The 21,681-nt window shown below is 41.4% G+C and carries 23 protein-coding genes and 1 pseudogene; 5 read left to right on the forward strand and 19 right to left on the reverse strand.

Translation table 11 applies throughout. From position 1 onward, the window contains the following. Window positions 1–30: 30 nt before the first annotated feature. Window positions 31–969: a YybS family protein gene (locus ASE42_RS10385; RefSeq protein ID WP_156403022.1), complete on the reverse strand. Its 939-nt coding sequence runs from the start codon at window positions 967–969 to the stop codon at window positions 31–33. Between the two features lie 303 nt (window positions 970–1,272). On the opposite strand from ASE42_RS10385, the gene ASE42_RS10390 reads away from it, so the two are divergent. Beyond that, window positions 1,273–2,199: a manganese-dependent inorganic pyrophosphatase gene (locus ASE42_RS10390; RefSeq protein WP_041105850.1), complete on the forward strand. Its 927-nt coding sequence runs from the start codon at window positions 1,273–1,275 to the stop codon at window positions 2,197–2,199. A gap of 55 nt (window positions 2,200–2,254) precedes the next feature. Here ASE42_RS10390 and ASE42_RS10395 read toward each other — a convergent pair whose 3' ends face one another. The 3 genes from ASE42_RS10395 to ASE42_RS10405 form a co-directional block, all read right to left on the reverse strand. Next, on the reverse strand, window positions 2,255–3,112 hold the full coding sequence (locus ASE42_RS10395) for a DUF3298 and DUF4163 domain-containing protein (protein ID WP_041105852.1): 858 nt from the start codon (window positions 3,110–3,112) through the stop codon (window positions 2,255–2,257). Further along, window positions 3,113–3,607, reverse strand: coding sequence for an RNA polymerase sigma factor (locus ASE42_RS10400; protein ID WP_024424050.1), 495 nt, complete (start codon window positions 3,605–3,607; stop codon window positions 3,113–3,115). It lies immediately after the preceding gene. Between the two features lie 149 nt (window positions 3,608–3,756). Continuing rightward, window positions 3,757–4,416 (reverse strand): aspartate/glutamate racemase family protein, encoded by a 660-nt coding sequence (locus ASE42_RS10405; RefSeq protein ID WP_056766760.1) that lies wholly within the window; start codon window positions 4,414–4,416, stop codon window positions 3,757–3,759. A gap of 195 nt (window positions 4,417–4,611) precedes the next feature. On the opposite strand from ASE42_RS10405, the pseudogene katX reads away from it, so the two are divergent. Further along, window positions 4,612–6,103, forward strand: a pseudogene (katX, locus tag ASE42_RS10410) (catalase KatX). 49 nt (window positions 6,104–6,152) lie between these two features. Here katX and wrbA read toward each other — a convergent pair. The 10 genes from wrbA to ASE42_RS10460 form a co-directional block, all read right to left on the reverse strand. Next, on the reverse strand, window positions 6,153–6,767 hold the full coding sequence (wrbA, locus tag ASE42_RS10415) for an NAD(P)H:quinone oxidoreductase (RefSeq protein WP_034283654.1): 615 nt from the start codon (window positions 6,765–6,767) through the stop codon (window positions 6,153–6,155). Window positions 6,768–6,839: 72 nt separating this feature from the next. Continuing rightward, on the reverse strand, window positions 6,840–7,448 hold the full coding sequence (locus ASE42_RS10420) for an alpha/beta hydrolase (RefSeq protein ID WP_056766762.1): 609 nt from the start codon (window positions 7,446–7,448) through the stop codon (window positions 6,840–6,842). Then, window positions 7,445–8,395 (reverse strand): ring-cleaving dioxygenase, encoded by a 951-nt coding sequence (locus ASE42_RS10425; protein ID WP_056766764.1) that lies wholly within the window; start codon window positions 8,393–8,395, stop codon window positions 7,445–7,447. Before ASE42_RS10425 ends, ASE42_RS10420 begins: the two co-directional genes overlap by 4 nt. Window positions 8,396–8,606: 211 nt before the next feature. Further along, entirely contained in the window at window positions 8,607–10,124 is a 1,518-nt protein-coding gene (gene opuFB, locus ASE42_RS10430; protein ID WP_056766766.1) for an osmoprotectant update ABC transporter permease/substrate-binding subunit OpuFB, read from the reverse strand. Next, window positions 10,117–11,082 carry an ABC transporter ATP-binding protein gene (locus tag ASE42_RS10435; RefSeq protein WP_056766768.1) on the reverse strand — a complete coding sequence of 322 codons (966 nt, stop codon included), beginning with the start codon at window positions 11,080–11,082 and terminating at the stop codon, window positions 10,117–10,119. The genes opuFB and ASE42_RS10435 overlap by 8 nt, the downstream gene beginning before the upstream one ends. 203 nt (window positions 11,083–11,285) lie before the next feature. Further along, window positions 11,286–11,525 (reverse strand): 30S ribosomal protein S18, encoded by a 240-nt coding sequence (gene rpsR, locus ASE42_RS10440; RefSeq protein WP_008359105.1) that lies wholly within the window; start codon window positions 11,523–11,525, stop codon window positions 11,286–11,288. A gap of 40 nt (window positions 11,526–11,565) precedes the next feature. Further along, the gene (gene ssbA / locus ASE42_RS10445) at window positions 11,566–12,108 is read right to left on the reverse strand and encodes a single-stranded DNA-binding protein SsbA (RefSeq protein ID WP_007497456.1); all 543 of its coding nucleotides are present in this window, start codon (window positions 12,106–12,108) and stop codon (window positions 11,566–11,568) included. Between the two features lie 36 nt (window positions 12,109–12,144). Further along, entirely contained in the window at window positions 12,145–12,432 is a 288-nt protein-coding gene (gene rpsF, locus ASE42_RS10450) for a 30S ribosomal protein S6 (protein ID WP_024424058.1), read from the reverse strand. A 108-nt stretch (window positions 12,433–12,540) separates the two neighbouring features. Beyond that, window positions 12,541–13,641, reverse strand: coding sequence for a redox-regulated ATPase YchF (gene ychF / locus ASE42_RS10455; RefSeq protein WP_056766770.1), 1,101 nt, complete (start codon window positions 13,639–13,641; stop codon window positions 12,541–12,543). Window positions 13,642–13,857: 216 nt separating this feature from the next. Beyond that, a complete protein-coding gene (locus tag ASE42_RS10460) occupies window positions 13,858–14,064 on the reverse strand; it encodes a DUF951 domain-containing protein (protein WP_008347561.1) in 207 nt (68 codons plus the stop codon). Window positions 14,065–14,359: 295 nt separating this feature from the next. Between ASE42_RS10460 and ASE42_RS10465 the strand changes: the two genes are divergently transcribed. After that, window positions 14,360–15,679 (forward strand): hypothetical protein, encoded by a 1,320-nt coding sequence (locus tag ASE42_RS10465; protein ID WP_056766771.1) that lies wholly within the window; start codon window positions 14,360–14,362, stop codon window positions 15,677–15,679. Between the two features lie 15 nt (window positions 15,680–15,694). Beyond that, window positions 15,695–16,105, forward strand: coding sequence for a hypothetical protein (locus ASE42_RS10470; RefSeq protein WP_056766774.1), 411 nt, complete (start codon window positions 15,695–15,697; stop codon window positions 16,103–16,105). A gap of 25 nt (window positions 16,106–16,130) precedes the next feature. Here the strand turns inward: ASE42_RS10470 and ASE42_RS10475 are convergent, their stop codons facing one another. Continuing rightward, entirely contained in the window at window positions 16,131–17,186 is a 1,056-nt protein-coding gene (locus ASE42_RS10475; RefSeq protein ID WP_080652961.1) for a hypothetical protein, read from the reverse strand. A gap of 72 nt (window positions 17,187–17,258) precedes the next feature. On the opposite strand from ASE42_RS10475, the gene yyaC reads away from it, so the two are divergent. Next, window positions 17,259–17,885, forward strand: a complete 627-nt coding sequence (gene yyaC / locus ASE42_RS10480; RefSeq protein ID WP_024424063.1) for a spore protease YyaC — start codon at window positions 17,259–17,261, stop codon at window positions 17,883–17,885. A 25-nt stretch (window positions 17,886–17,910) separates the two neighbouring features. On the opposite strand, the gene ASE42_RS10485 is transcribed toward yyaC, so the two are convergent. The 4 genes from ASE42_RS10485 to rsmG all read right to left on the reverse strand — a co-directional run bounded on the left by ASE42_RS10485 (window position 17,911) and on the right by rsmG (window position 21,676). After that, window positions 17,911–18,765 carry a ParB/RepB/Spo0J family partition protein gene (locus ASE42_RS10485; protein ID WP_056766776.1) on the reverse strand — a complete coding sequence of 285 codons (855 nt, stop codon included), beginning with the start codon at window positions 18,763–18,765 and terminating at the stop codon, window positions 17,911–17,913. Continuing rightward, entirely contained in the window at window positions 18,758–19,519 is a 762-nt protein-coding gene (soj, locus tag ASE42_RS10490; protein ID WP_008360890.1) for a sporulation initiation inhibitor protein Soj, read from the reverse strand. Before soj ends, ASE42_RS10485 begins: the two co-directional genes overlap by 8 nt. Window positions 19,520–19,975: 456 nt before the next feature. Then, entirely contained in the window at window positions 19,976–20,851 is an 876-nt protein-coding gene (noc, locus tag ASE42_RS10495) for a nucleoid occlusion protein (protein WP_024424067.1), read from the reverse strand. Between the two features lie 105 nt (window positions 20,852–20,956). Further along, complete coding sequence (gene rsmG / locus ASE42_RS10500) at window positions 20,957–21,676, reverse strand: 16S rRNA (guanine(527)-N(7))-methyltransferase RsmG (protein WP_024424068.1); 720 nt, start codon at window positions 21,674–21,676, stop codon at window positions 20,957–20,959. Window positions 21,677–21,681: the final 5 nt, after the last annotated feature.

Consider the following 21,681-nt stretch of genomic DNA (forward strand, 5'->3'; position numbering starts at 1 on the left):
TGATATCAACTCCTCAACATTCAGAGTGAATTATTTGTTTTTTACTTTTTCTCTTAAATCAAAGCCTATGTCAGCAATCCCTATAATTCGCACAATCACACCGATCGGCGGAAAGAAAACCGTTAGCACAACAGCGAAAATGGGTACCGCTTTTGAGATGTTTTTTTCGTGGCAATAATAGAAGAGAAAAGAAAATCCCTGAATAAGCACCAGTATAAATAAAATTTTAAACGCACTCGATTGAACGAGCCATAAAAAGCTGCCTTTTTCCGTCTGAATCAGCATCAAAAGCAATGTGAGTAAATAATACCATACCATGCTTTTTGGCAGCCGCATATCCTTAAATTTCTTCAAGGACGGCATGTCTTTGACAAACCGTTTGATCAGAGGCTGCACGAACCAGTGATTCACGAAAGCCATCAGGGTGACCAATATCAATAACGCTACAGGTAAAGCACTTAATGCCGTATCCTGCATCTCTTTAAACTGTTTGAGCTGTTTGGCTATGTCCTTTTCAGAAGCCCCGGATTGCTTTAAAACACTCTCTACCATCGGCATCATTTGCTCAATCGACTCTTTCGCAATATTCATGATATCGATTTGAAAGAGCTGAACACTGATAACAAAAGAGATGAGAATACTGAACAAATAAATCAGCGCACCTGTAATGATGGCATTTCCAGGCTGCCTTCTGCTGTAGAAAACACCCATGCCTAATCCGACGGCAATTAAGATAGGTGCACTCATGAGCCCAGCCATAGACCCAATTAAAAAGCTGATCACTATGCCAATAGCGCCAGCAGCAATTCCTTTTTTCAAGCCGTGTCTGATTGTATAGAGGATGATCGGAATCGGAGCAGCTAGAAAGAAAATAATAGATAATAGCGGCACATACAAATAAAACAGCATCATGACCGCAAAAATACTCATCATGATTGCGCCCTCTACTAACGCTTTTGTTTGTTTCACACCTTCACCTCTATCCAATCCTTTTGTCTATATCTTGCTCAATGTGTACTTCTATGTATACGTACGATGTAAGCTCCATCATGTCTTGCCCCAACCTTTATTTTACCATAGCGGTAAATCTCAAGTAAAATAAAGGCTGTCCTGGGAGCGTTTCACGTGGAACACCGATATGGAATGGCACATGCAAGTTTTCAAACAGCATGTTACAATTTTTTAGATTATTCTTAGCTATAAACCCTGAATTCAAGGTCAAAAGCTGTTAGAATAGAAACATCATCAATAAATGTAAGAAGGAGAATTCACATGGGAAAAACACTCGTATTCGGACACAAAAATCCTGACACAGACACGATTTGTTCTGCTATTGCTTACGCTGATCTGAAAAACAAAATCGGCGTTCAGGCAGAAGCCGTCAGACTTGGAGAAATTAATGGAGAAACACAATACGCATTAGATTTCTTTAAACAAGAAGCACCTCGTTTCATTGAAACGGCTGCAAACGAAACAAAGCAAGTCATTCTTGTCGATCATAACGAATTCCAGCAAAGTGTAAGCGATATTGATCAAGTACAAGTAACTGAGGTCATTGACCACCACCGTATTGCCAACTTTGAAACAAGTGAACCTCTTTACTATCGTGCAGAGCCTGTAGGCTGTACAGCAACGATCTTAAACAAAATGTATAAAGAAAACCAAGTGACGATTGAAAAAGAAATCGCTGGTTTGCTTTTATCTGCGATCATTTCTGATTCCTTACTATTCAAATCCCCAACATGCACACAGCAAGATATTGATGCTGCGCATGAGCTTGCAAAAATCGCAGGGGTAGATCCAGAAGTTTACGGCCTAGACATGCTGAAAGCAGGCGCTGATCTAAGCCAAAAAACGGTTCAAGAATTAATTACACTTGATGCGAAAGAATTCGCACTAGGCAAAAGCAAAGTCGAAATTGCACAAGTCAATACAGTAGATATCGCTGAAGTGACAGCAAGACAGGCTGAAATTGAAGCGAAAATCAATGAAGTCATTGCAGCAAAAGGTCTTGATCTATTTGTTCTAGTCATCACAGATATTTTAGAAAATGACTCCCTTGCTCTTGCACTCGGTGCAGAAGCAGCAAAAGTAGAAAAAGCATTTAACGTCACACTTGAAAACAACACAGCTTTACTAAAAGGTGTTGTATCAAGAAAGAAACAAGTCGTACCTGCACTGACAGACGCACTTTCTTAATAAAACACGACAAGACTGCTGAATTGTTCAGCAGTCTTTTTTGTCTGTCTTCTTTTTAATGAATGTACGTATCACTCACGAGAATATCCTTTAGCACGCTTGTTGGAATCGTGAATTCAACAACACCCATGTAGCCAGGCGCGACATCATATTCATTAAAGGAAATCACAAGCTTCCCTTTTGAATTGATATAGAAGTTTTGATCCGGCTTAATTTTCTTAAATGGATCCGCCATATCTTGCTTGCCAATCCAATACATTTTGTTTGAATCCTCTTTCATCTGTTTCTTCATTTGTTCTTTAATATTTTCACTAATCACATCAATATAACGATCATCTTTAAACAGGCTTGGTAATGTAATAAGGACATGGTTTTTCTTATCAACCGTATCATATGTCATTTCCTCTGCCGCAGAAGCCTGAGTCGTCACCTTGTATCGGCCTAGTGAAAGGATTTGATCATTGTTCGTTCTCACTTCATAACCGCTCTCAACACTTAAATGACCATTTTTATAACCCTTTGTTTCCTTTTCAAAATCTTGATACAGCTTTTTGTTTTCAGCTAAATATTTTTGATTCAGGCTGTCTTGTAATGTTCCGTCCCCAAGTCCTGAAACGTGTGGTGTTTTAAGATCAATATTCGTTCCTTGATCGCTCTTTTTAAATTCTGTAAACGTTACGACTTTCACCAGCTCGCCAATGACAGGCACCTCTGAAATCGCTCTTGCTGCCTGTGGACTGACATTAACCGTTGTAACAAAAAGAGCAGCAGCCGCAACAAGTCCGATGGTCCATTGCTGAAAATGAGGTTTTTTATTTTTTCGTTTCAACGTTCGTTCAACCATTGCATCATATTCCGGTGGAATAGGAATTTCTAAATATTCATCTTTTAAATGTTCCAAATACTTATCCATTTATATTTCCTCCTGTGATAATTCTACTTTTAAAAGCCGCAGCGCCTTATATAATCTTGTTTTAATGGTATTTTCATTTTCATCGAGAATCTGGGCGATGTCCTCTAATTTTAAATCTTCAAAGAATCTCAAAATAATGATGACTCGATACATCTCAGGCAAATCCTCTATAGCCCGTTTGACGTCTTGATCCTCGTATACATCTGATTCTCCCTGTGATAAGAATTCAAGCGTATCATCATCTGTCACCTGCACCCGCTTCTTCTTTCGTAAAAAGTCTAGGGCAGTGTTCACCACGATCTTATAAAACCAGCTATGCATCTTGCTCGCATCCTCTAATCGGTGAACAGATTTGAGTGCTTTATGAATGGCCTCCTGAACAACATCCATAGCATCTTCTGGGTTTTTGACATAACTATAGGACAACCGATAAAAACTGTGTTTATGCTCCATGACGTAATCCGCAAATTGATCATCTATTTTTCGTTTCTTCATTTTACAAAGAGCTCCTTTATCTTAAATGCGCATCTGTTATTTCTTACATTGGATAGACGCGCGCCTTTTGAAAATAGTTTGCGCTCGGTTATTTTTTTAACATGTCATCGCATTTACGTTCCTATACAAAAAGAGCGAACCAGATGGGTTCACTCTTTCCAAGCGGATAGTGTTTGATGGACAAACTGTTTTAGTGGAGAAAGCGGATGAATAATAGGAACGCCTGTCTCCCGCTCCACCTGCTTTGCCGCACGAACCATCGAAAGCTGCATCACACAAATGTCTCTCCCTTTTTGCTTCATACATTTTCTCAGCTGCTCCTTGATTTGTTCATCATAGGCTTGCATATCACCGTTTAGGCAGAGATGAAAGACATCCTCCATCACAACCATTTCTACTTCAAGCTGTTTGCCCCGCTCTGTGGCATATGATTCAAGCCGATGCATCGTCCCTTCCACTGTATCTGGGTTGGAAAACACCAGTTGAATAGGCCTTTGTTTCTCACAAATCAGCTCAAATAACGGTTCATCGATTGGAACAATCGGTAGTTTAAAGAGGTGCTGCTGATCACCCAAAGCGGCAATGTATTGTGTACACGTGAGAAGAATGAGATCGGCTTCAATTTCCTGTTTTAATCTGTTGATAGCATACGTTTGCTGCTTGTGTTGATCAAATGCAGGATCTTGTGTCGCGCGTTCTATAAATGATGAATCGACCGTGTGATGCAAATCAACATCTGTATCACCAAACGCATCTTCTATATATGACTGATTGGATGGATGGGCGTGAAGGCAGTGTAACCGAATCATCAGGCTCGCTCCTCGTGAAAGTTTTCAATCATTATATCAATCCTTGTATGAAATAGGGAGCAACATGACCATATTGTTAGGGAGATATTAAAGGAGGGATTCTAATTGAAAGAAGATCAACAGCCTAAATCATCTTCAGAGTCAGAAGAAACCTTAACGAATCGGCAAGGTCATCCCGTAACAGATAATCAAAATATGAGAACTGTTGGGAATAGAGGACCCACTACGCTTGAAAACTACGATTTCCTAGAAAAAATCAGTCATTTTGATCGTGAACGCATCCCTGAACGTGTTGTACATGCACGCGGTGCCGGAGCTCACGGTTATTTTGAAGCATACGGCACATTCGGGGATGAACCCATCTCCACCTATACGAGGGCAAAATTGTTTCAGGAAAAAGGGAAAAAGACGCCTGTTTTCGTTCGTTTTTCTTCTGTGATTCACGGCGGTCATTCGCCTGAAACATTACGTGATCCGAGAGGGTTTGCGATTAAATTTTATACAGAGGAAGGCAACTGGGATCTCGTAGGGAACAACCTGAAAATTTTCTTTATTCGAGATGCTTTAAAGTTCCCTGATTTGGTTCATGCCTTTAAGCCTGATCCTGTCACCAATCGTCAGGACGGCGAGCGTATTTTTGATTTTGTCTCACAATCACCTGAGGCGACGCATATGGTGACATTTCTCTTTTCACCATGGGGCATCCCAGCTACATACCGGCACATGCAAGGCTCAGGTGTCCATGCGTACAAATGGGTCAACCATGAAGGAAAAGCGGTGCTGGTTAAATATCATTTTGAACCGAAACAAGGCATTCGCAACCTGACAGGCGCAAGCGATCCAGGGAGAAAATTTTAACCATGCCACACAGGATTTATATGAAGCGATTGAGCAAGGAGATTATCCTGAATGGGAGGTATATGCACAGATCATGGAAGATGATGCCCACCCTCACCTCGACTTTGACCCGCTAGACCCGACAAAGCTTTGGTACAAGGATGACTATCCATGGAAACCAATCGGACGGATGGTATTAAACAAAAATCCAGAAAACTATTTCGCAGAAGTCGAGCAGGTTGCCTTTGGGACTGGCGTACTCGTAGACGGTTTAGATTTCTCAGATGATAAATTGCTTCAAGGCCGTACCTTCTCCTACTCTGACACGCAGCGATATCGTGTAGGGCCAAACTATTTACAGCTGCCGATCAATGCACCGAAAAAGCATGTCGCCACCAATCAGAGAGACGGGCAAATGGAATACCATGTCGATCAAGGCAAAGGCCAAAATCCCCATGTGAATTATGAGCCATCGATCCTCGGAGGATTAAAAGAAGCCAAACAGGATGGAAAGGATCATACGCCTTTTGTAGAGGGTGAAGTCAAACGAGAAGCCATTGACCGCCCAAACAACTTTGGACAAGCGGGAGAAACGTATCGCCGTTTTAATGATTGGGAGCGTGAGGAACTGATTAAGAACTTAGTCAATACTCTTGCGACATGTCAAAAGGACATTCAAGACCAAATGATTGAAAACTTTACAAAAGCAGACCCTGATTACGGAAAGCGTGTCGCTGACGGCTTAAAAGCCTTTAAACAAGAACAGCCAAGTGGACCTATCGGCTCTACAGGCGCTGCTCAAGCCGTGGACGAAGCCATCAACAACAGCACACCATCAGATCCTTATTAATGAAAAAAAGAATGCAGCGGCGAGGCTGCATTCTTTTTGTATACATCTATTAAGCGTTTTGACCTTTTTTGATCCATTCTGCCACATTGACTGTACGTTTTGCCTGATGTTTCACAGCTGCTTCTGCATCCTCTTGGATTTTTCCATTTTGGTCAACAGTGACACTTACACCATAAGGGTTGCCCCCTGCACCGTATAATGAATCATCTGTGTATCCAGGAGCGGCAATAATGGCTCCCCAGTGGAACATCGTCGTATATAGGCTGAGAACCGTCTGCTCCTGTCCGCCATTTGCGTTTTGAGCTGAAGTCATCGCGCTGACTGCTTTGTTTGCCAATTTACCTTGGAACCACAAGCCGCCTGTTGTATCTAAGAACTGCTTCATTTGAGCTGGCAGGTTACCGAAACGTGTCGGCATGCTAAAGATGATGGCATCTGCCCACTCTAAATCACTTAATTGAACCTCTGGCACATCCTTTGTTTCGTCTAAATGTGCTTTCCATGCTGGATTTGAAGCGACAACTGCTTCTGGTGCCAATTCAGCAACCTTTAATACTTTGACCTCTGCGCCAGCTTCTTTTGCTCCAGCTTCAGCCCATTTCGCCATCTGATAGTTTGTACCTGTTGAACTATAATAAATAATCGCTAATTTTACGTTTTCCATTTGTTCCAGCTCCTTTTGTTTGTTTTGCCCAAAAAGCTTCTGTAAAAATCCCACCTGTATTCCCCACCTTATTTAAAATTGACGACGATACCATAAAGCCGCAGCATCGACTTCTTCTCTCGTTAGCTGATGTCCGCGATTTTCCCAATGAAGTGTAACCGATGCGCCTGCACTCTGGAGCAATTGCTCCAGCTCCTGTGATTCCTCTGGACGGCACATTGGGTCATTTTCACCAGCTGCTATAAAGACTTGTTTCCCCGCTAATGAAGGCAACGAAACCCCGCGTCTTGGAACCATTGGATGATGCAGGATAGCTCCTTTTAAAGCATCCCCATAATGGAATAACAAGCTTCCAGCAATGTTTGCCCCATTGGAATATCCGATAGCCACCACATTGTGACGATCAAATCCATATTCATCAGCTGCTTCGCCGATAAATGTATATAGTTCCTCTGTACGCTCAATCAAATCCTGCTCATCAAATACACCCTCTGCCAAACGTCTGAAAAAACGCGGCATGCCGTTTTCTAATACATTCCCTCTCACACTAAGAACAGATGCATCAGGATCTACTATCTGTGCAAGCGGCAATAAATCTTCTTCCGTCCCGCCAGTTCCATGAAGTAATAACAGGACAGGTCTTTGTTCATTCTTTCCTTTTCGAAAAAGATGCTTCATCATGAATCTCCTTTCCCTTTAACTTCTCTCACTTCAATTGGTAGTACAATTTGTTCAATCTGACTGCGCTGCGTCTCATATTGCGGTGGCAGTTTCAATGCTTCACCCATTGTTTCCACTGATTCGTCGTGTGCAAACCCTGGAGGATCAGTAGCGATCTCAAATAATATGCCGCCAAGCTCTCTAAAATAAATAGCATTAAAATAATTTCGATCTTGCACAGGTGTCACTTGATACCCGCTTTGTGCAATATGGCTTTGCCAATCTAATTGATCTTGATCATCTGTTGCTCTCCATGCAATATGGTGCACAACTCCAACACCCATACGTCCTCGTGGAACAGGCATCTTATTCACATCGATCACATTGCCTATTTCACCAAACGAACGGAATCTCACATAGTCTCCTTCTTCTCCGACTCGTTCAAGTCCCATCGTTTGCTCTAGCAGCTGCATTGTTTGCTCCGGATGCGAAGTTAATAAAACAGCTCCGCCAAATCCTTTAATGGCTACATCTGGTGTGACACCATTAAATGTCCACTCGTTTTGCTTTCCTTCCGCACGTTCTACTAGCTCAATCAATAAGCCGTGTGGATCTTCAAATGAGAGAAAAGCTTCACCAAAGCGTTCAACCGTTTCATAAGAGACATTGAACTGCTCAAGACGATCCTTCCAGAAAGAGAAAGAGCCTGTTGGTACAACATATGTCGTCACGCCCACTTGACCTGCACCAATTTGGCCTTTTTGAGCACCTGGCCAAGGGAAAAACGTAATAATCGTCCCTGGAGAGCCGCCTTCATTTCCAAAATATAAATGGTATGTGCCCGGATCATCAAAATTCACGGTCTTCTTCACGAGACGAAGTCCTAAAACACCTGCATAAAAATCAACGTTCTCCTGAGGATGACCCACAATCGCTGTAATATGGTGAATTCCTTCTGTTTTTTTCACTTCTAATGACCTCCTATTTGAAGTAACAAACCTCTATTCATTATGTCTTTACTAACGTCTTTATATTATCTCGAATTCGAGATATTAGTTCAAAAAAATATATTTATCTCGAATTAAGGATATGATGTTTTTAAGTAAAAGTCAATGATTTTTGTTTTTCTTTTATAAAAGCAGAGCTGTTTTGAATGAAACAGCTCTGCTTTTCATTGGATTATTGCAGCAATTTTTTCTTTTTTAAATAGGCCTTCGCTACCTGAAATGCATCCTTCCCCTTCACATTGACTTCATAATTCATTTCTCTCATCTCATCGTCTGTGATTTGACCCGCAAGCTTATTGAGAGAGGTCTCAATCTCAGGGAATTCAGTTAATGTCTCCTGCCTGAGCAGCGGTGCTCCTTGATATGGCGGGAAAACATGCTGATCATCATGAAGCACCTTTAATTTGTATTTTCTCAATTCACTGTCTGTCGAATACGCATCGACTAAATTGATATCTCCTTTTTGAATCGCTCGATACCGTAGCTTCGGCTCCATCGTCACAACATCGTCAAAGGAAAATTGATAGGCTTTTTGAATGCCTCGATACCCATCCTGACGATCAGAAAACTCTAAGGTGAATCCAGCTTTTATGCGGTTTTTGATCTTACCTAGATCTGAAATGTTGGACACTTCATATTGATCAGCCAGTGACTGCGGCACGGCTAAAGCATACGTATTGTTGTATGCCATGGGCTCAAGAAGGCGAAGCTGAAAGGACGATTCCAATCCACGCCGCGCTTGCTCATACACTTTTCTTTTATCTGTGCTTTTTGCTGTTTCTTTGAGGAATTCAGAAATCGCTGTACCCGTAAACTCAGGATAAATATCGATATCACCAGAGCGTAAAGCCTGGAAAACAAAGGACGTCTTACCAAGACCGGGCTTCAGGTTCACTTGAATATCTGTATCCTGTTCAATTAAAAGCTTATACATCGAGATCAAAATCTCAGGCTCTGATCCTAACTTTCCCCCAATGGTGATTTCTTTCTTTTCTTGCTGAAACAGCGAGGGGGCAGCGACAACAGCTCCTGCAATCAGAGTAAAAACAGTCACAGAGATCACAGTCTTTTTAAAGGAAATTTTCTCAAAGGTACGCAGCACCACATCAAATAATAGAGCGAGTAAGGCAGCTGGTATCGCGCCAATGACAATGAGAGACATATCATTTCGATCAATTCCCAGCAAGATTAAGCTTCCTAATCCCCCAGCTCCGATCAGTGCTGCCAGAGTGGCGGTCCCCACAATGAGAACCATCCCGGTTCGGATACCCGCCATGATGACTGGCATAGCAAGAGGAAGCTCTACCTTTAATAACCGTTTGCGATGATTCATCCCCATGGCCTGTGCCGCTTCTCTCAGAGAAGGATCAACCTCCTGAATGCCTGTATATGTATTTCTTAAAATAGGGAGTAGGGCATAGACCACAAGCGCAATAATCGCAGGTACTTGCCCAATCCCCACGAGAGGAATCAACAAGCCAAGAAGTGCGAGCGACGGAATCGTTTGTAAGACGGCCGTCACCCCGATGACCCACTCCGCTAACTTTGGAACCCTCGTTAAATAGATACCTAATGGAATAGCAATCAAAATCGCTAAAAATAAAGCAATAAAAGAAATTTGAATATGCTCAAGTAAGGCGTGTCCCAATTGTTCTTTGCGTTCCCATAACACACGGGTCCAATCATTCATGTGACTCGCCCCTCTCTTTAGGAGAATCAGCTAAATACTGAATCACTGCTTGACGATTCACTAGTCCAATCCGCTCTCCATTCTTTTCAACAGCCAATTCCTCGTGCTTTGCCAATTGAGACAAGACTTCATCCAGCGGGGCATCTGCTGATACCGCCTCATAGGGTAAAAGAGCTTCGTGGGCTATCGGTTGTGCCAAGGTTTCCAGCTCAAAAGCTTGATGTCCCACATGACGGGCAGCCCCTGAAACAAACTCCTGTACAAAGGCATTGGCTGGATGTTGAACCAACTCCTCAGGACGTCCGATCTGCATTACTTTTCCTTCATTCATCACACAAATCCGATCACCCAGCTTCATAGCTTCCTGCATATCATGCGTCACAAAAACAATGGTTTTTTGTATACGGCGCTGCAAATCAAGCAGATCATCCTGCAATTTCTCCCTCGTTAGTGGATCTAACGCACTAAAAGGTTCATCCATCAGGACGATCTCAGGATCAGCTGCAAGTGCACGTGCCACACCGACACGCTGCTGCTGTCCACCAGAGAGCTCTGCTGGCTTTCGATGCCGATACATAGCAGGATCAAGCCCGACCATCAACATGAGTTCATCGACACGCTGATTGGTCTCATTCCGGCTCCATTGTTTAAGCTCTGGCACCACAGCAATATTTTCTTCTATGGTCATATGAGGAAAAAGCGCAATTTGCTGCAAAACATAACCGATATCCCAGCGCAGCTCATACATATCATAATCACTTATTTTTTGACCCTTTATGTAAATCTCACCTTCTGTAGAAGAAATGAGACGATTGATCATTTTCAATGTCGTCGTTTTCCCGCTGCCACTAGGTCCAATCAATACAAAAAACTCACCTTTCTGAATCTCCAAATCAACGGATTGAACGGCATAGCGCTCATCGGAAAATTGCATCGATACCTTTTTAAATTCAATCATCTTCCCACGCCCTGACTGCAATTATTTTCTAGACTATCAATATGACAGATCAACCTCATATTTGTATAGAATAAACTGTCACTTTTACATACTTCCCTTCGGTTGACTGTCAAAAACAACTCTAGCAAAAATAGATGAGATTCACAGTGAGGAAAATAAAAAAAGCGAAGAGCTCGGGGCTCTCCGCTTTTTAAGTCAACGACTTACTCACCAGTAACGTATGGAAGTAATGCCATTTGACGTGATCTTTTGATCGCTAAAGTCAATTTACGTTGATACTTAGCGCTAGTTCCTGTTACACGACGAGGTAAAATTTTACCACGCTCAGAAACAAACTTTCTAAGAAGATCAACATCTTTGTAATCGATGTGCGTGATACCGTTAGAAGTAAAGAAACATACTTTACGACGTTTCGCACGACCGCCTCTGCGTCCACCTGCCATTTGTTTTCACACCTTTCCTTTAGTCATTTTTTCAGATCAATTAGAATGGCAAATCATCATCGGAGATGTCAATCGGTTTACCATCGTTCGCAAATGGGTCATCATTAAAGCTATTTCCCTGATTACGATTTTGGTTGTTTTGATTGCCATATGGATTTTGACTTGGTTCATTTCCAAATGGATTCTGATCGTTTTGGCTACCGCCATAATACTGGCCTCCGCTATTGCCACCGCCGCTGTATCCACCTGAACCAGCACCGCCGCTCTTAGGCTCAAGAAATTGAACACTTTCAGCTTGAACCTCTGTCACGAAGACACGCTGTCCTTGCTGATTTTCATAGTTTCTTGTCTGCAAACGACCGTCTACACCGGCAAGACTTCCTTTTTTCAAGAAATTAGCCACGTTCTCGGCTTGTCTTCTCCAAGTAACACAGTTAATGAAATCGGCTTCACGCTCTCCAGATTGATTCGTAAACGTACGATTCACAGCTAGAGTAAACGTGGCTACAGCCGCACCATTAGGCGTGTAGCGAAGCTCAGGGTCTTTTGTTAGTCTTCCGACCAATACAACACGGTTTAGCATATTGAAAGACCACCTTTAAATATATATTTCAATGATTTATACTTCTTCTTTAACAACAATGTGGCGAATGATATCGTCACTGATCTTAGCTAAGCGGTCAAATTCTTGAACTGCTGCAGCGTCAGATTGAACGTTTACGATTTGGTAGAAACCGTCACGGAAATCGTTGATTTCGTATGCAAGACGACGTTTACCCCAATCCTTTGTTCCAGTGATCTCCGCACCGTTAGAAGTTAACACGTTATTGAAACGCTCGATAACTGCTTTTTTAGCCTCATCGTCAACTGTTGGGCGGATGATGTACATAACTTCGTACTTTCTCATCTGATTGCACCTCCTTTTGGTCTAAGCGGCCCTAAACGGGCAAGGAGCAATAAATTATATTACTCACAATTGTATATTATAACAAATTACTTGGCCTATGACAAGAACCTATACATTAAAACGGAAATGAATGACGTCTCCATCTTTCACTACATATTCTTTACCTTCTAGACGAACTTTTCCTGCTTCTTTAGCAGCAGACATGCTTCCGCCAGCTAGTAAATCCTCATACGCAACCGTTTCAGCACGAATAAATCCACGCTCGAAGTCTGTGTGAATGATTCCAGCACATTCTGGCGCTTTCATTCCTTTTTTAAATGTCCAAGCACGTACCTCTTGCTCACCTGCTGTGAAATACGTAGCTAATCCTAGAAGAGAGTAAGATGCTCTAATTAGCTGATCAAGCCCTGACTCATTAATGCCAAGCTCTTCAAGGAACATTTGCTTCTCTTCTCCTTCAAGCTCTGCAATTTCAGACTCGATCTTCGCACAAACGACGATAACTTCAGCGTTTTCACCAGAAGCAAACTCACGGATTTGCTGCACATATTTGTTGCCCTCATGATCCGCTACTTCATCCTCACTCACATTTGCTACATAAAGGACTGGTTTAGATGTGAGTAAATGAAGCTGTTTCACAAGCTTTTGCTGCTCATCAGTAAATTCTACAGATCTTGCCGATTTCCCAGCTTCAAATGCGTTCATTAGCTTCGACAAAATCTCAAATTCAGCTACTGCTTCCTTGTCCTTTTGTTTTGCAAGCTTACTCACACGAGCTAAACGCTTTTCAACTGTTTCTAAATCAGCCAAAATCAATTCGAGATTAATCGTTTCAATATCTGCCACAGGATCAACCTTACCAGCTACGTGTGTAATGTTATCATCTGCAAAAGCTCTAACCACGTGACAAATCGCATCTACTTGTCGAATATGAGAAAGGAATTTATTCCCTAAACCTTCACCTTTAGATGCACCTTTGACAATACCCGCAATATCAGTGAATTCGAAAGCAGTGGGAACTGTCTTTTTTGGCTGCACCAATTCTGTTAGCTTTTGTAAACGCTCGTCAGGAACTTCTACAATTCCGACGTTTGGATCAATGGTACAAAACGGATAGTTAGCAGACTCCGCTCCAGCCTGTGTAATTGCATTAAATAGCGTTGACTTCCCGACGTTAGGTAAGCCAACAATACCAGCTGTTAAAGCCATTCTTTCATCTCCTCTATATCAAACGTGCTCGTTATACTGCGTAATATGAACCTAGAGCAATTATAAGTAGGTTTACATGAAAAGACAAGCTAACCATCATGCATTTTCAATAGAAGAAACATCGTCAAAAAGAATAAATCAATGCTTCAAAACGTGAAAATGCACCTGGCTTTGCTGTAGAAAAGACAAATTTAATAAAAAAAGCATGAGGCCTACTTAAGCAGTTGGCTCCTCATGCTTGACGAGAATTTTCTTCATTTTTCGTTCAAAATCTCTTCTTGGGATCATCACGCTGTGTCCGCAGCCTTCACATTTAATACGGATATCCATGCCCAAACGAATGACCTTCCACCGATTGGCACCACATGGATGGGGCTTTTTCATTTCTACAACATCATGTAACCCAAACGCTTTGTCTGCCATCAGCCTTCACCTCTCCTTGCTCACTTCATTGAATCTATTGTACAAAAAAACGGCGATGAAGGGCAATGCACAAAACAAAGAGTCTCTTTCAATCGTTCATCCTATTCTTTTTTAGAGAAAAAACCCTTCTTTTAGATCATTTTATTTGTGACCAATAGTTACTTAAACTCCGTTTTTTTTCAATATTGTCACAAACACTGTAGGTCAAAAGGTTTTTATTGGTAGAACGCGGTGGTTTTTCCATATTTTTTGATTTATGATATCTGCATAAATGTTATGTGAGGGAGCAGGTACGATGGTCAATCGAAAGGATAGATTAACTGATAAAGAATATAAAATCATATCCGATCATGCTGGAAATATCGACAATTACCAGCAGCACCATACGATAGAAATTGGTCAGCAAACGCTCACTGTCCACGATTTTCTAAAGATCGATCATAAATTATATGGTTTAACAATGAAGCCAGAACAATCAGATGAATTCATCGTCGCTTTTCACTGTCCGCTGCCACATCAAATGAGGGTGACATCTAAGCAAGATGTACACAACGCGGCACAGTCATTGCTCAAAACAGACTATGCCTATCCAATTGAAAGAAAGTCCCTTGACGGCAATCAAGACCATGTCTTTTTTAAAGGGAAGGAATACATAGAGAAAGTCTGTCAGAAGCATCCGAATGCAGGTATCCATCTCACTGGACAAGCACTTGCCGGTGCTGTTTGTGCTTATGTTGCAACAGAACAGCCAGCTGTCAAAAAAGCCGTTACCTTTGACAGCCCAAATATATGGAGCAGCCTGTCGCCTTCGATTCAGCAAAAGGCACACCAAGGTCAATATAAACGTATGTTGACTGAATATATTCAGCCTAGTCATTACGTTGGTTTACTCAATCGTCATGATCAAGGAGTTGGGCAAGTCAAGTACACCGTACCGCCACGGCAGCAAGACTCAGTCCAAGAATCCGTTAAATACAAAAAAAGGGAAATTGACACCTTTTTAAAATCAGCTTTTGCATCTATGAATATAGAATGGAACGAATCCTTTGATACAAATGCTTTTTTAGCTCTCGTTTCAGGTGAATTAAAAGCAAATGGATATTCATTCCATCCAAATGGATCTGCCCGTATTTTAGATGAACAGCTTGATCATAATACAAGTTTTACAGCCATGCTGCTGCAAGAAATTCATTCTGGACGTGCATATGCACAAAGCGGACTTGAAATTATCATAAAATCCCATTTACTAAAAAATTCATCCTATGATCTGCAAAGCATTATTGAACATGAAGTGCACACTGTATTTGAAAAAATCGATGGAATGGATGAAAGTGTAAAAGACGCCGTCCATCATGTAAAACAAGAGCTTAAAGGACTCGTAGGCTTTGGCCACTATGATTTATTAAGTCATAGTGATGTGGAAGCACTGGTAGACGAAGTGAGGATGGAACAGTCGCATTCCTCCTTTTATTCACACGAAAAACAGCTGAATGCCTTGTACACCCTGAGGGATTACGAACAAGAGCTTTCTGCTCTTTCAAGACATATGTACACAATGGGTGAGGACTACGCCAAGGCAGATAGACGCCTTGCAATGCAAATGGGTATTCATTAAGAAAGGAGTCATCGCATGATCAATCAAAATAAGCCTCCTAGTGACGCCCAGCGTTTCTTACAAAATGTGAGTGCCCGCCGCTCCATGTCTGTATTCGAAAATCAATCGGCACCACACACACAAACACAGTCTCCAGAAGAAATGGCCGCCATTCAGGCCATGCGCAGAGAAGGACAGCGAAAGGATCTAAAACGGCTGCTCAAAATGCGGCTGCACGACGAATTAGCAAATACTCGCGTGCACTTGGAGTATCAATTAGCTAAAACAGAAGACATGATAAACCAGACGACCATTGTCAAACAACACATTTCCCAGCATTTAAAGGGACAGGCCATTTCAGAATTAGAGGATCGCCTCCATCGTCTCAAGCAAATGCCTGTCTATGATGATATCAAAGAAGCTATTGATTCAATTCAGATCAAATAAGCACAGCTCTAAAAAAGAGAGGTGCTTATTTTGTTTTATCAATATAATTTTTGGGACGAGAAAATATCTTTTTACTTAAAATCGGATACAGCATTAAACAGACGAGCAAATAAAGATTCAACAAACTATAAATTGGATACAAGAAAGCAATCAAATCAGCAAATCCAAGAGATGTTAAAGGTGCCATCAAAAGAAGCATCACCAATACAACCAGCCAGCGAGGCATTCGTACAAAAGAAAGCATCCGGCTTGATAATCCAAATAAACCTGCTGCCGTCGTCGTATAAATTGCTAGACAAAGGACAACGGTCATAAACACAAACAAAGAAGTCGGCGCCCCTTCTAATACTGTAAACAAAGGAATTCCCTCTGATGAAAGGCTTCCAGAAATATCAACCAGTATTTCGTTATACACATACGAGATGACACCAAAAATAAGACCGCTTAATATACTCGCCACCTTGGCTTCCCCAAGCCCCTTCATTTCTTTCCCAACCGAAGACAGCACTGCCACAACAGATAATATATTCAAAGAAGCAAAGACAATGCTGGCAGGCCAATTGTACTGCTGCCCAAAATCAATCCGCCACATATGATCATGATTCATATAATAAAAAACAAACGCATAGATGAGCCCCGCCACCAAAATTGGTATAATGAAAGCATTCACAGATAAAAGCCCTTTCACATCCCAGAAAAAAATCATAAATGAAAACAAACAAAACGCACCGATGCCAATCCAAAAAGGCACATGATACATCTCAAGGGTCACCCCGCCGCCGGCAATCATGACCGTCGTTGTCGTGAATAAATATAGGACAATTAACACGTCATACACCTTAGCCAGCCATGGACCGACAAGCCGTTCTAGCACTGGCACAAAGTGATCGGCACGCACCTCATAACTGATTTTTAACACCACATAGGTAGACAGCATAAACATCAATGTAAACAGTAGAATGGCTAGTCCGCTATCAATGCCAAAAAACTGCCAAATTTCCTGGCCGGAAGCATATCCCGCTCCTATTAAGCTTCCTAAAATTAAAAGCGTCCACCTTGAACCAGCCTTCCACACAATCATCACCTCATAGGTATAGAATTAAGCTTGTTTCCGTATACTGATACTAACTACTATGACAAGGAAGTGAGACCTATGAATAGCAAGAACGGTCTTTTTTTTAGAAATAGGGTAAAAGAATACGTGTCCCATACGGATACAAACGCCATTCAACAGCTTAAAAGTATTTTATTCTCGCATCTTCAGAAAGCAGGAAAAAGACCCGTTGCCATCGTCTGTATTGGAACAGACCGCTCAACTGGCGACTCTCTAGGTCCACTTGTTGGTACAAAGCTTTCAGGTCTGGATTTGAAAAAGCTTCATGTATATGGAACACTCTCTGACCCAGTGCATGCGGTCAATTTAAAAGAAAAACTCGCTGAAATTGAACAAGCTCATAAACACCCGTTTATTGTAGCGGTTGATGCCTGTTTAGGAAGAGTGAAAAGTGTCGGTTCCTTCCAAATTGGTGATGGTCCGTTAAAGCCTGGAGCTGGTGTCCAAAAGGAGCTGCCAGAGGTAGGAGATATTCATATTAATGGGATCGTCAATGTGAGTGGTTTCATGGAATACTTCGTCCTCCAAAACACACGTCTTCATCTTGTCATGTCTATGGCCAATACACTTTCTGAAAGTCTATCTCACATTGACCAAATGGATTGGACGAGAGAAAAAAGCCGGTCTCTCTTCACCCCTATTCAAAATATCACTGGGAGAATATAAAAAAGACCATCTCGTATCAAGATGGTCACTCTGATGATTCCCTCGTAGAAAGCAATTCAAGGATTCTTTCTAAATCTTCATTGGAGAGAAATTCAATCTCAATTTTTCCTTTTTTCTTCTGTTTCTTGATCGTCACTGAAGTACCAAAGTAGTTTTGTAAGAAAGACTCTCTTTCTTTCAACACTCGATCCTTTGGTGCTTCTTTTTTCTTTGTTTCACGTGGAACATTTTCGTTTAACTGCTTAACAAGTTTTTCAACCTGTCGTACGTTTAACCCCTCATCCACGATTTTCTTTACCAAAGGCGCTAGCTTCTTTTTGTTCTTTAAGCTAAGCAATGTGCGACCATGTCCCATTGATAACGTTCCATTTGCAATCAGCTTTTGGATGTCATCCGGTAAAGTCAACAGACGGAGATGGTTCGCAATATGCGGTCTGCTTTTCCCTAATCGCTTCGCTAATTCCTCTTGCGTCACACTGAGATGATCCAGCAAGGAAGCATATGCTTCCGCTTCCTCTAGTGGAGAGAGATCCTCACGCTGTAGGTTTTCTAAGAGGGCAATTTCTCTCATCAGTGTTTCTGAAAACTCTCGAACGATTGCAGGAATTGTTGTCAGACCAGCTTGTTGTGCTGCGCGGAAACGGCGTTCTCCTGCTACTATGTCATATCCTTTAATCGATTTACGAACAATGATCGGCTGTAAAACCCCGTGCTGCTGAATCGATTCTTTCAGATCTGACAATGCATCATCATCAAACGTTTTCCTTGGTTGATACGGATTCGGACGCAAATCCTTTAATTTGATTTCTTCAACCGTTTCTTCATTTGAGTCTACATTGTTAAATAGTGCATTAATACCCTTTCCAAGACCTTTAGCCATTCGCATCCACTTCCTTTGCTAAGTCTAAATAGACATCTGCACCTCTTGAACGTGGATCATACAAGATAATCGGCTTTCCATGACTAGGCGCTTCACTCAGCCTCACATTTCTCGGAATGACGGTTTGATAGACTTTATCTCTAAAGTACTTCTTCACTTCTTCGATTACCTGAATTCCAAGGTTTGTTCGGGCATCAAGCATTGTCAGCAAGACACCTTCAATGGCAAGATCGGTATTTAAATGTTTCTGCACGAGACGAACTGTGTTTAACAATTGGCTCAATCCTTCAAGCGCATAATATTCGCACTGAACTGGTATTAAAACGGAATCGGATGCAGTTAACGCATTAATCGTCAGCAGTCCAAGTGATGGCGGGCAGTCAATAATCATATAATCATAATTCTGCTTAACAGATTCAAGTGCTCTCTTCAGCCTCACTTCACGTGAGATTGTAGGCACAAGCTCTATTTCAGCCCCTGCAAGCTGTATTGTCGCAGGAATGACATCAAGATTTTCGACCTCTGTCGTCTTAATCACATCAAGAACATCTGCATCATCAACTAAAATATCGTACACACACTTTTCTACGTCGGCCTTCTCAATCCCAATACCACTCGTGGCATTGCCCTGCGGATCAATATCAACTAACAACACTCGTTTGCCTATGTATGCTAAACACGCACCCAAATTAACAGAAGTTGTCGTCTTCCCGACGCCGCCCTTCTGGTTGGTAATCGCTATGATTTTCCCCACGATGTCACCCACTTTCAACTTAACAAGTTTCTCATTCATTCATACTTTCTATTCTATCAAAAAAAGTATGAAACGTTTGCTTTTTTTGTTTCCCTATTATAAATTCGTCGGTGAATGTGCCTTTTCGTACATAAAAGGACGAATGAAAACACATCGAAAAAGTATATTGATATATCTTTTTGGATGCCTGAATTCAATTGTACGGCATTTGCTCACAAGGCTGGGTTATTGTTTGTTCACAATTCATAGTTCTTCGGATCAGCTTCAGCAATCATCAAGTGGATCGTTCCCTCTTGGTGCGAATGCTGTACAGTCACTTCTTTAGACATAACGCTTTGTTTCAACATGATTTTATCATTTCATTTGCAAAAGCAAACAGTAAATAACAAATGATAACAAAATGATAATAAAAAGATTTACAAAAAAAGCTGACGAGTGGCGCTCATCAGCTTTTTTCTATTTAGGAATTCGAATCGTTAATTGGATATATTCCTCAAACTCTTCTTCCTCGGTATTTATTTTAAGTCCGCTGTCTTCTACCATGTGGAGAGACTGACGAATGGTATTCATCGCAATTCGTGTATCACGACTAAACGCCTTACGTTTTGGCTTCGGTTTACGATCCGTTTTTTGTTCAAGCATCTTCACTACACGCTCTTCAGTCTGTTTCACATTCAACTGCTTTTCGATGATTTCCTGCAATAGCGCGATTTGTAATTCTGGAAGCTTTAGGGGCACAAGTGAACGTGCATGCCTTTCAGAGATTTTTTTCTCTAAAATGGCTTGTTGTACCTCTTCAGGCAACTTTAAAAGTCTTAATTTGTTTGCAACAGTTGATTGTCCCTTGCCTAAACGCTGAGCAAGCGCCTCTTGTGTTAAATCATGAAGCTCTAAAAGACGTGCATAAGCATGAGCCTCTTCAATAGAAGACAGCTCTTCTCTTTGCAAATTTTCAATCAATGCCACAGATGCCGTTTCCGTATCAGTAAAATCTTTTATAATAGCGGGGATTTTCTCCCATTGAAGAGTCTGTACCGCCCTCCAACGTCTTTCGCCGGCGATCAGTTCATATTTTCCTTCTTCTTCTGTTGGTCTAACAACAATCGGTTGGATAATGCCATGGGTATGAATCGTCGTGGCCAGCTCTTGTATCTTTTCTTCTGAAAAAATGGTGCGTGGCTGAAAACGGTTTGGCATAATTGTGTCGACCGGGAGCTCCTGTATCTCTTCCTTTAATGTATCATGCTCAGCAATCTCTGCCTCTATTTCGGTTTCACGCTCAGGATGTTCTTTGTCTCCAAGCCCGAAGAAGCGTGAGAGTGAATGCTTCATGAACCTACACCACCTTTAAAAACTACCTTTTTATAATTCTATTTTCTCATGTTTTTTCCTTCTGTAAAATCATAAATATTGAAGAAAAAACGACCTTTTACATGATCAACCTTCTATTGGTGATTTATTAGGTGTTCCTGGTTTTCTAGGATATTTTTTTGGTGTTTGCTTTTTCTTTTCAATGACAATGATGTTCCGTTCGCTTTCTTCTAAAGGAAGAACAAAAGAATGCTTTTCAACAACCTCTCCTCCGAGAACTGTGACAGCTTTTTTCCCAGCTTGCATTTCTTCATCAGCGGCAGATGCTTTTAAGGCAACAAACAATCCTTCCTTTTTCACTAGAGGCAGACATAGTTCGCTCAAGACGGATAAACGTGCAACTGCTCTAGCAGTGACAAGATCATAGCTTTCACGCTTTTCCTTACGTTGTCCAAACGTTTCCGCACGATCATGATAAAAAGTAGTATCTTGTAAGTTTAATCCTTTTGCTAACTCATTGAGAAACGTAATTCGTTTCTGAAGAGAATCAACAATGGTCACATGTAGATGAGGGAAACAAATTTTAAGAGGAATGCTTGGAAAACCAGCACCAGCTCCAATATCACAAATCGTCGTCACTTTGTGAAAATCAATAAAAAATGCTGCTGATATTGAATCATAAAAATGCTTTAAATACACTTCTTCCTTTTCAGTAATGGACGTTAAATTCATTTTCTCGTTCCATTCTACAAGCATGCGGAAGTAGGTTTCAAATTGTTCAAGCTGCACAGGAGAAAGAGTGATCCCTTTCTCCTCTAGTGCTGCTGTAAATTGTTCAATGTTCATGCCGA

The organism is Bacillus sp. Root920 (genome assembly GCF_001429445.1).
Lineage (GTDB): Bacteria > Bacillota > Bacilli > Bacillales > Bacillaceae > Bacillus > Bacillus safensis.

What these genes read in the sequence shown, in the direction of transcription:
- ASE42_RS10390 (WP_041105850.1), top strand. Translation starts at nt 1,273, where the DNA reads ATGGGAAAAACACTCGTATTCGGACACAAAAATCCTGACACAGACACG.
- ASE42_RS10395 (WP_041105852.1), bottom strand. Translation starts at nt 3,112, where the DNA reads ATGGATAAGTATTTGGAACATTTAAAAGATGAATATTTAGAAATTCCT.
- ASE42_RS10400 (WP_024424050.1), bottom strand. Translation starts at nt 3,607, where the DNA reads ATGAAGAAACGAAAAATAGATGATCAATTTGCGGATTACGTCATGGAG.
- ASE42_RS10405 (WP_056766760.1), bottom strand. Translation starts at nt 4,416, where the DNA reads ATGATTCGGTTACACTGCCTTCACGCCCATCCATCCAATCAGTCATAT.
- wrbA (WP_034283654.1), bottom strand. Translation starts at nt 6,767, where the DNA reads ATGGAAAACGTAAAATTAGCGATTATTTATTATAGTTCAACAGGTACA.
- ASE42_RS10420 (WP_056766762.1), bottom strand. Translation starts at nt 7,448, where the DNA reads ATGATGAAGCATCTTTTTCGAAAAGGAAAGAATGAACAAAGACCTGTC.
- opuFB (WP_056766766.1), bottom strand. Translation starts at nt 10,124, where the DNA reads ATGAATGATTGGACCCGTGTGTTATGGGAACGCAAAGAACAATTGGGA.
- ASE42_RS10435 (WP_056766768.1), bottom strand. Translation starts at nt 11,082, where the DNA reads ATGATTGAATTTAAAAAGGTATCGATGCAATTTTCCGATGAGCGCTAT.
- rpsR (WP_008359105.1), bottom strand. Translation starts at nt 11,525, where the DNA reads ATGGCAGGTGGACGCAGAGGCGGTCGTGCGAAACGTCGTAAAGTATGT.
- ssbA (WP_007497456.1), bottom strand. Translation starts at nt 12,108, where the DNA reads ATGCTAAACCGTGTTGTATTGGTCGGAAGACTAACAAAAGACCCTGAG.
- rpsF (WP_024424058.1), bottom strand. Translation starts at nt 12,432, where the DNA reads ATGAGAAAGTACGAAGTTATGTACATCATCCGCCCAACAGTTGACGAT.
- ychF (WP_056766770.1), bottom strand. Translation starts at nt 13,641, where the DNA reads ATGGCTTTAACAGCTGGTATTGTTGGCTTACCTAACGTCGGGAAGTCA.
- ASE42_RS10460 (WP_008347561.1), bottom strand. Translation starts at nt 14,064, where the DNA reads ATGGCAGACAAAGCGTTTGGGTTACATGATGTTGTAGAAATGAAAAAG.
- ASE42_RS10465 (WP_056766771.1), top strand. Translation starts at nt 14,360, where the DNA reads ATGGTCAATCGAAAGGATAGATTAACTGATAAAGAATATAAAATCATA.
- ASE42_RS10470 (WP_056766774.1), top strand. Translation starts at nt 15,695, where the DNA reads ATGATCAATCAAAATAAGCCTCCTAGTGACGCCCAGCGTTTCTTACAA.
- ASE42_RS10475 (WP_080652961.1), bottom strand. Translation starts at nt 17,186, where the DNA reads ATGATTGTGTGGAAGGCTGGTTCAAGGTGGACGCTTTTAATTTTAGGA.
- yyaC (WP_024424063.1), top strand. Translation starts at nt 17,259, where the DNA reads ATGAATAGCAAGAACGGTCTTTTTTTTAGAAATAGGGTAAAAGAATAC.
- ASE42_RS10485 (WP_056766776.1), bottom strand. Translation starts at nt 18,765, where the DNA reads ATGGCTAAAGGTCTTGGAAAGGGTATTAATGCACTATTTAACAATGTA.
- noc (WP_024424067.1), bottom strand. Translation starts at nt 20,851, where the DNA reads ATGAAGCATTCACTCTCACGCTTCTTCGGGCTTGGAGACAAAGAACAT.
- rsmG (WP_024424068.1), bottom strand. Translation starts at nt 21,676, where the DNA reads ATGAACATTGAACAATTTACAGCAGCACTAGAGGAGAAAGGGATCACT.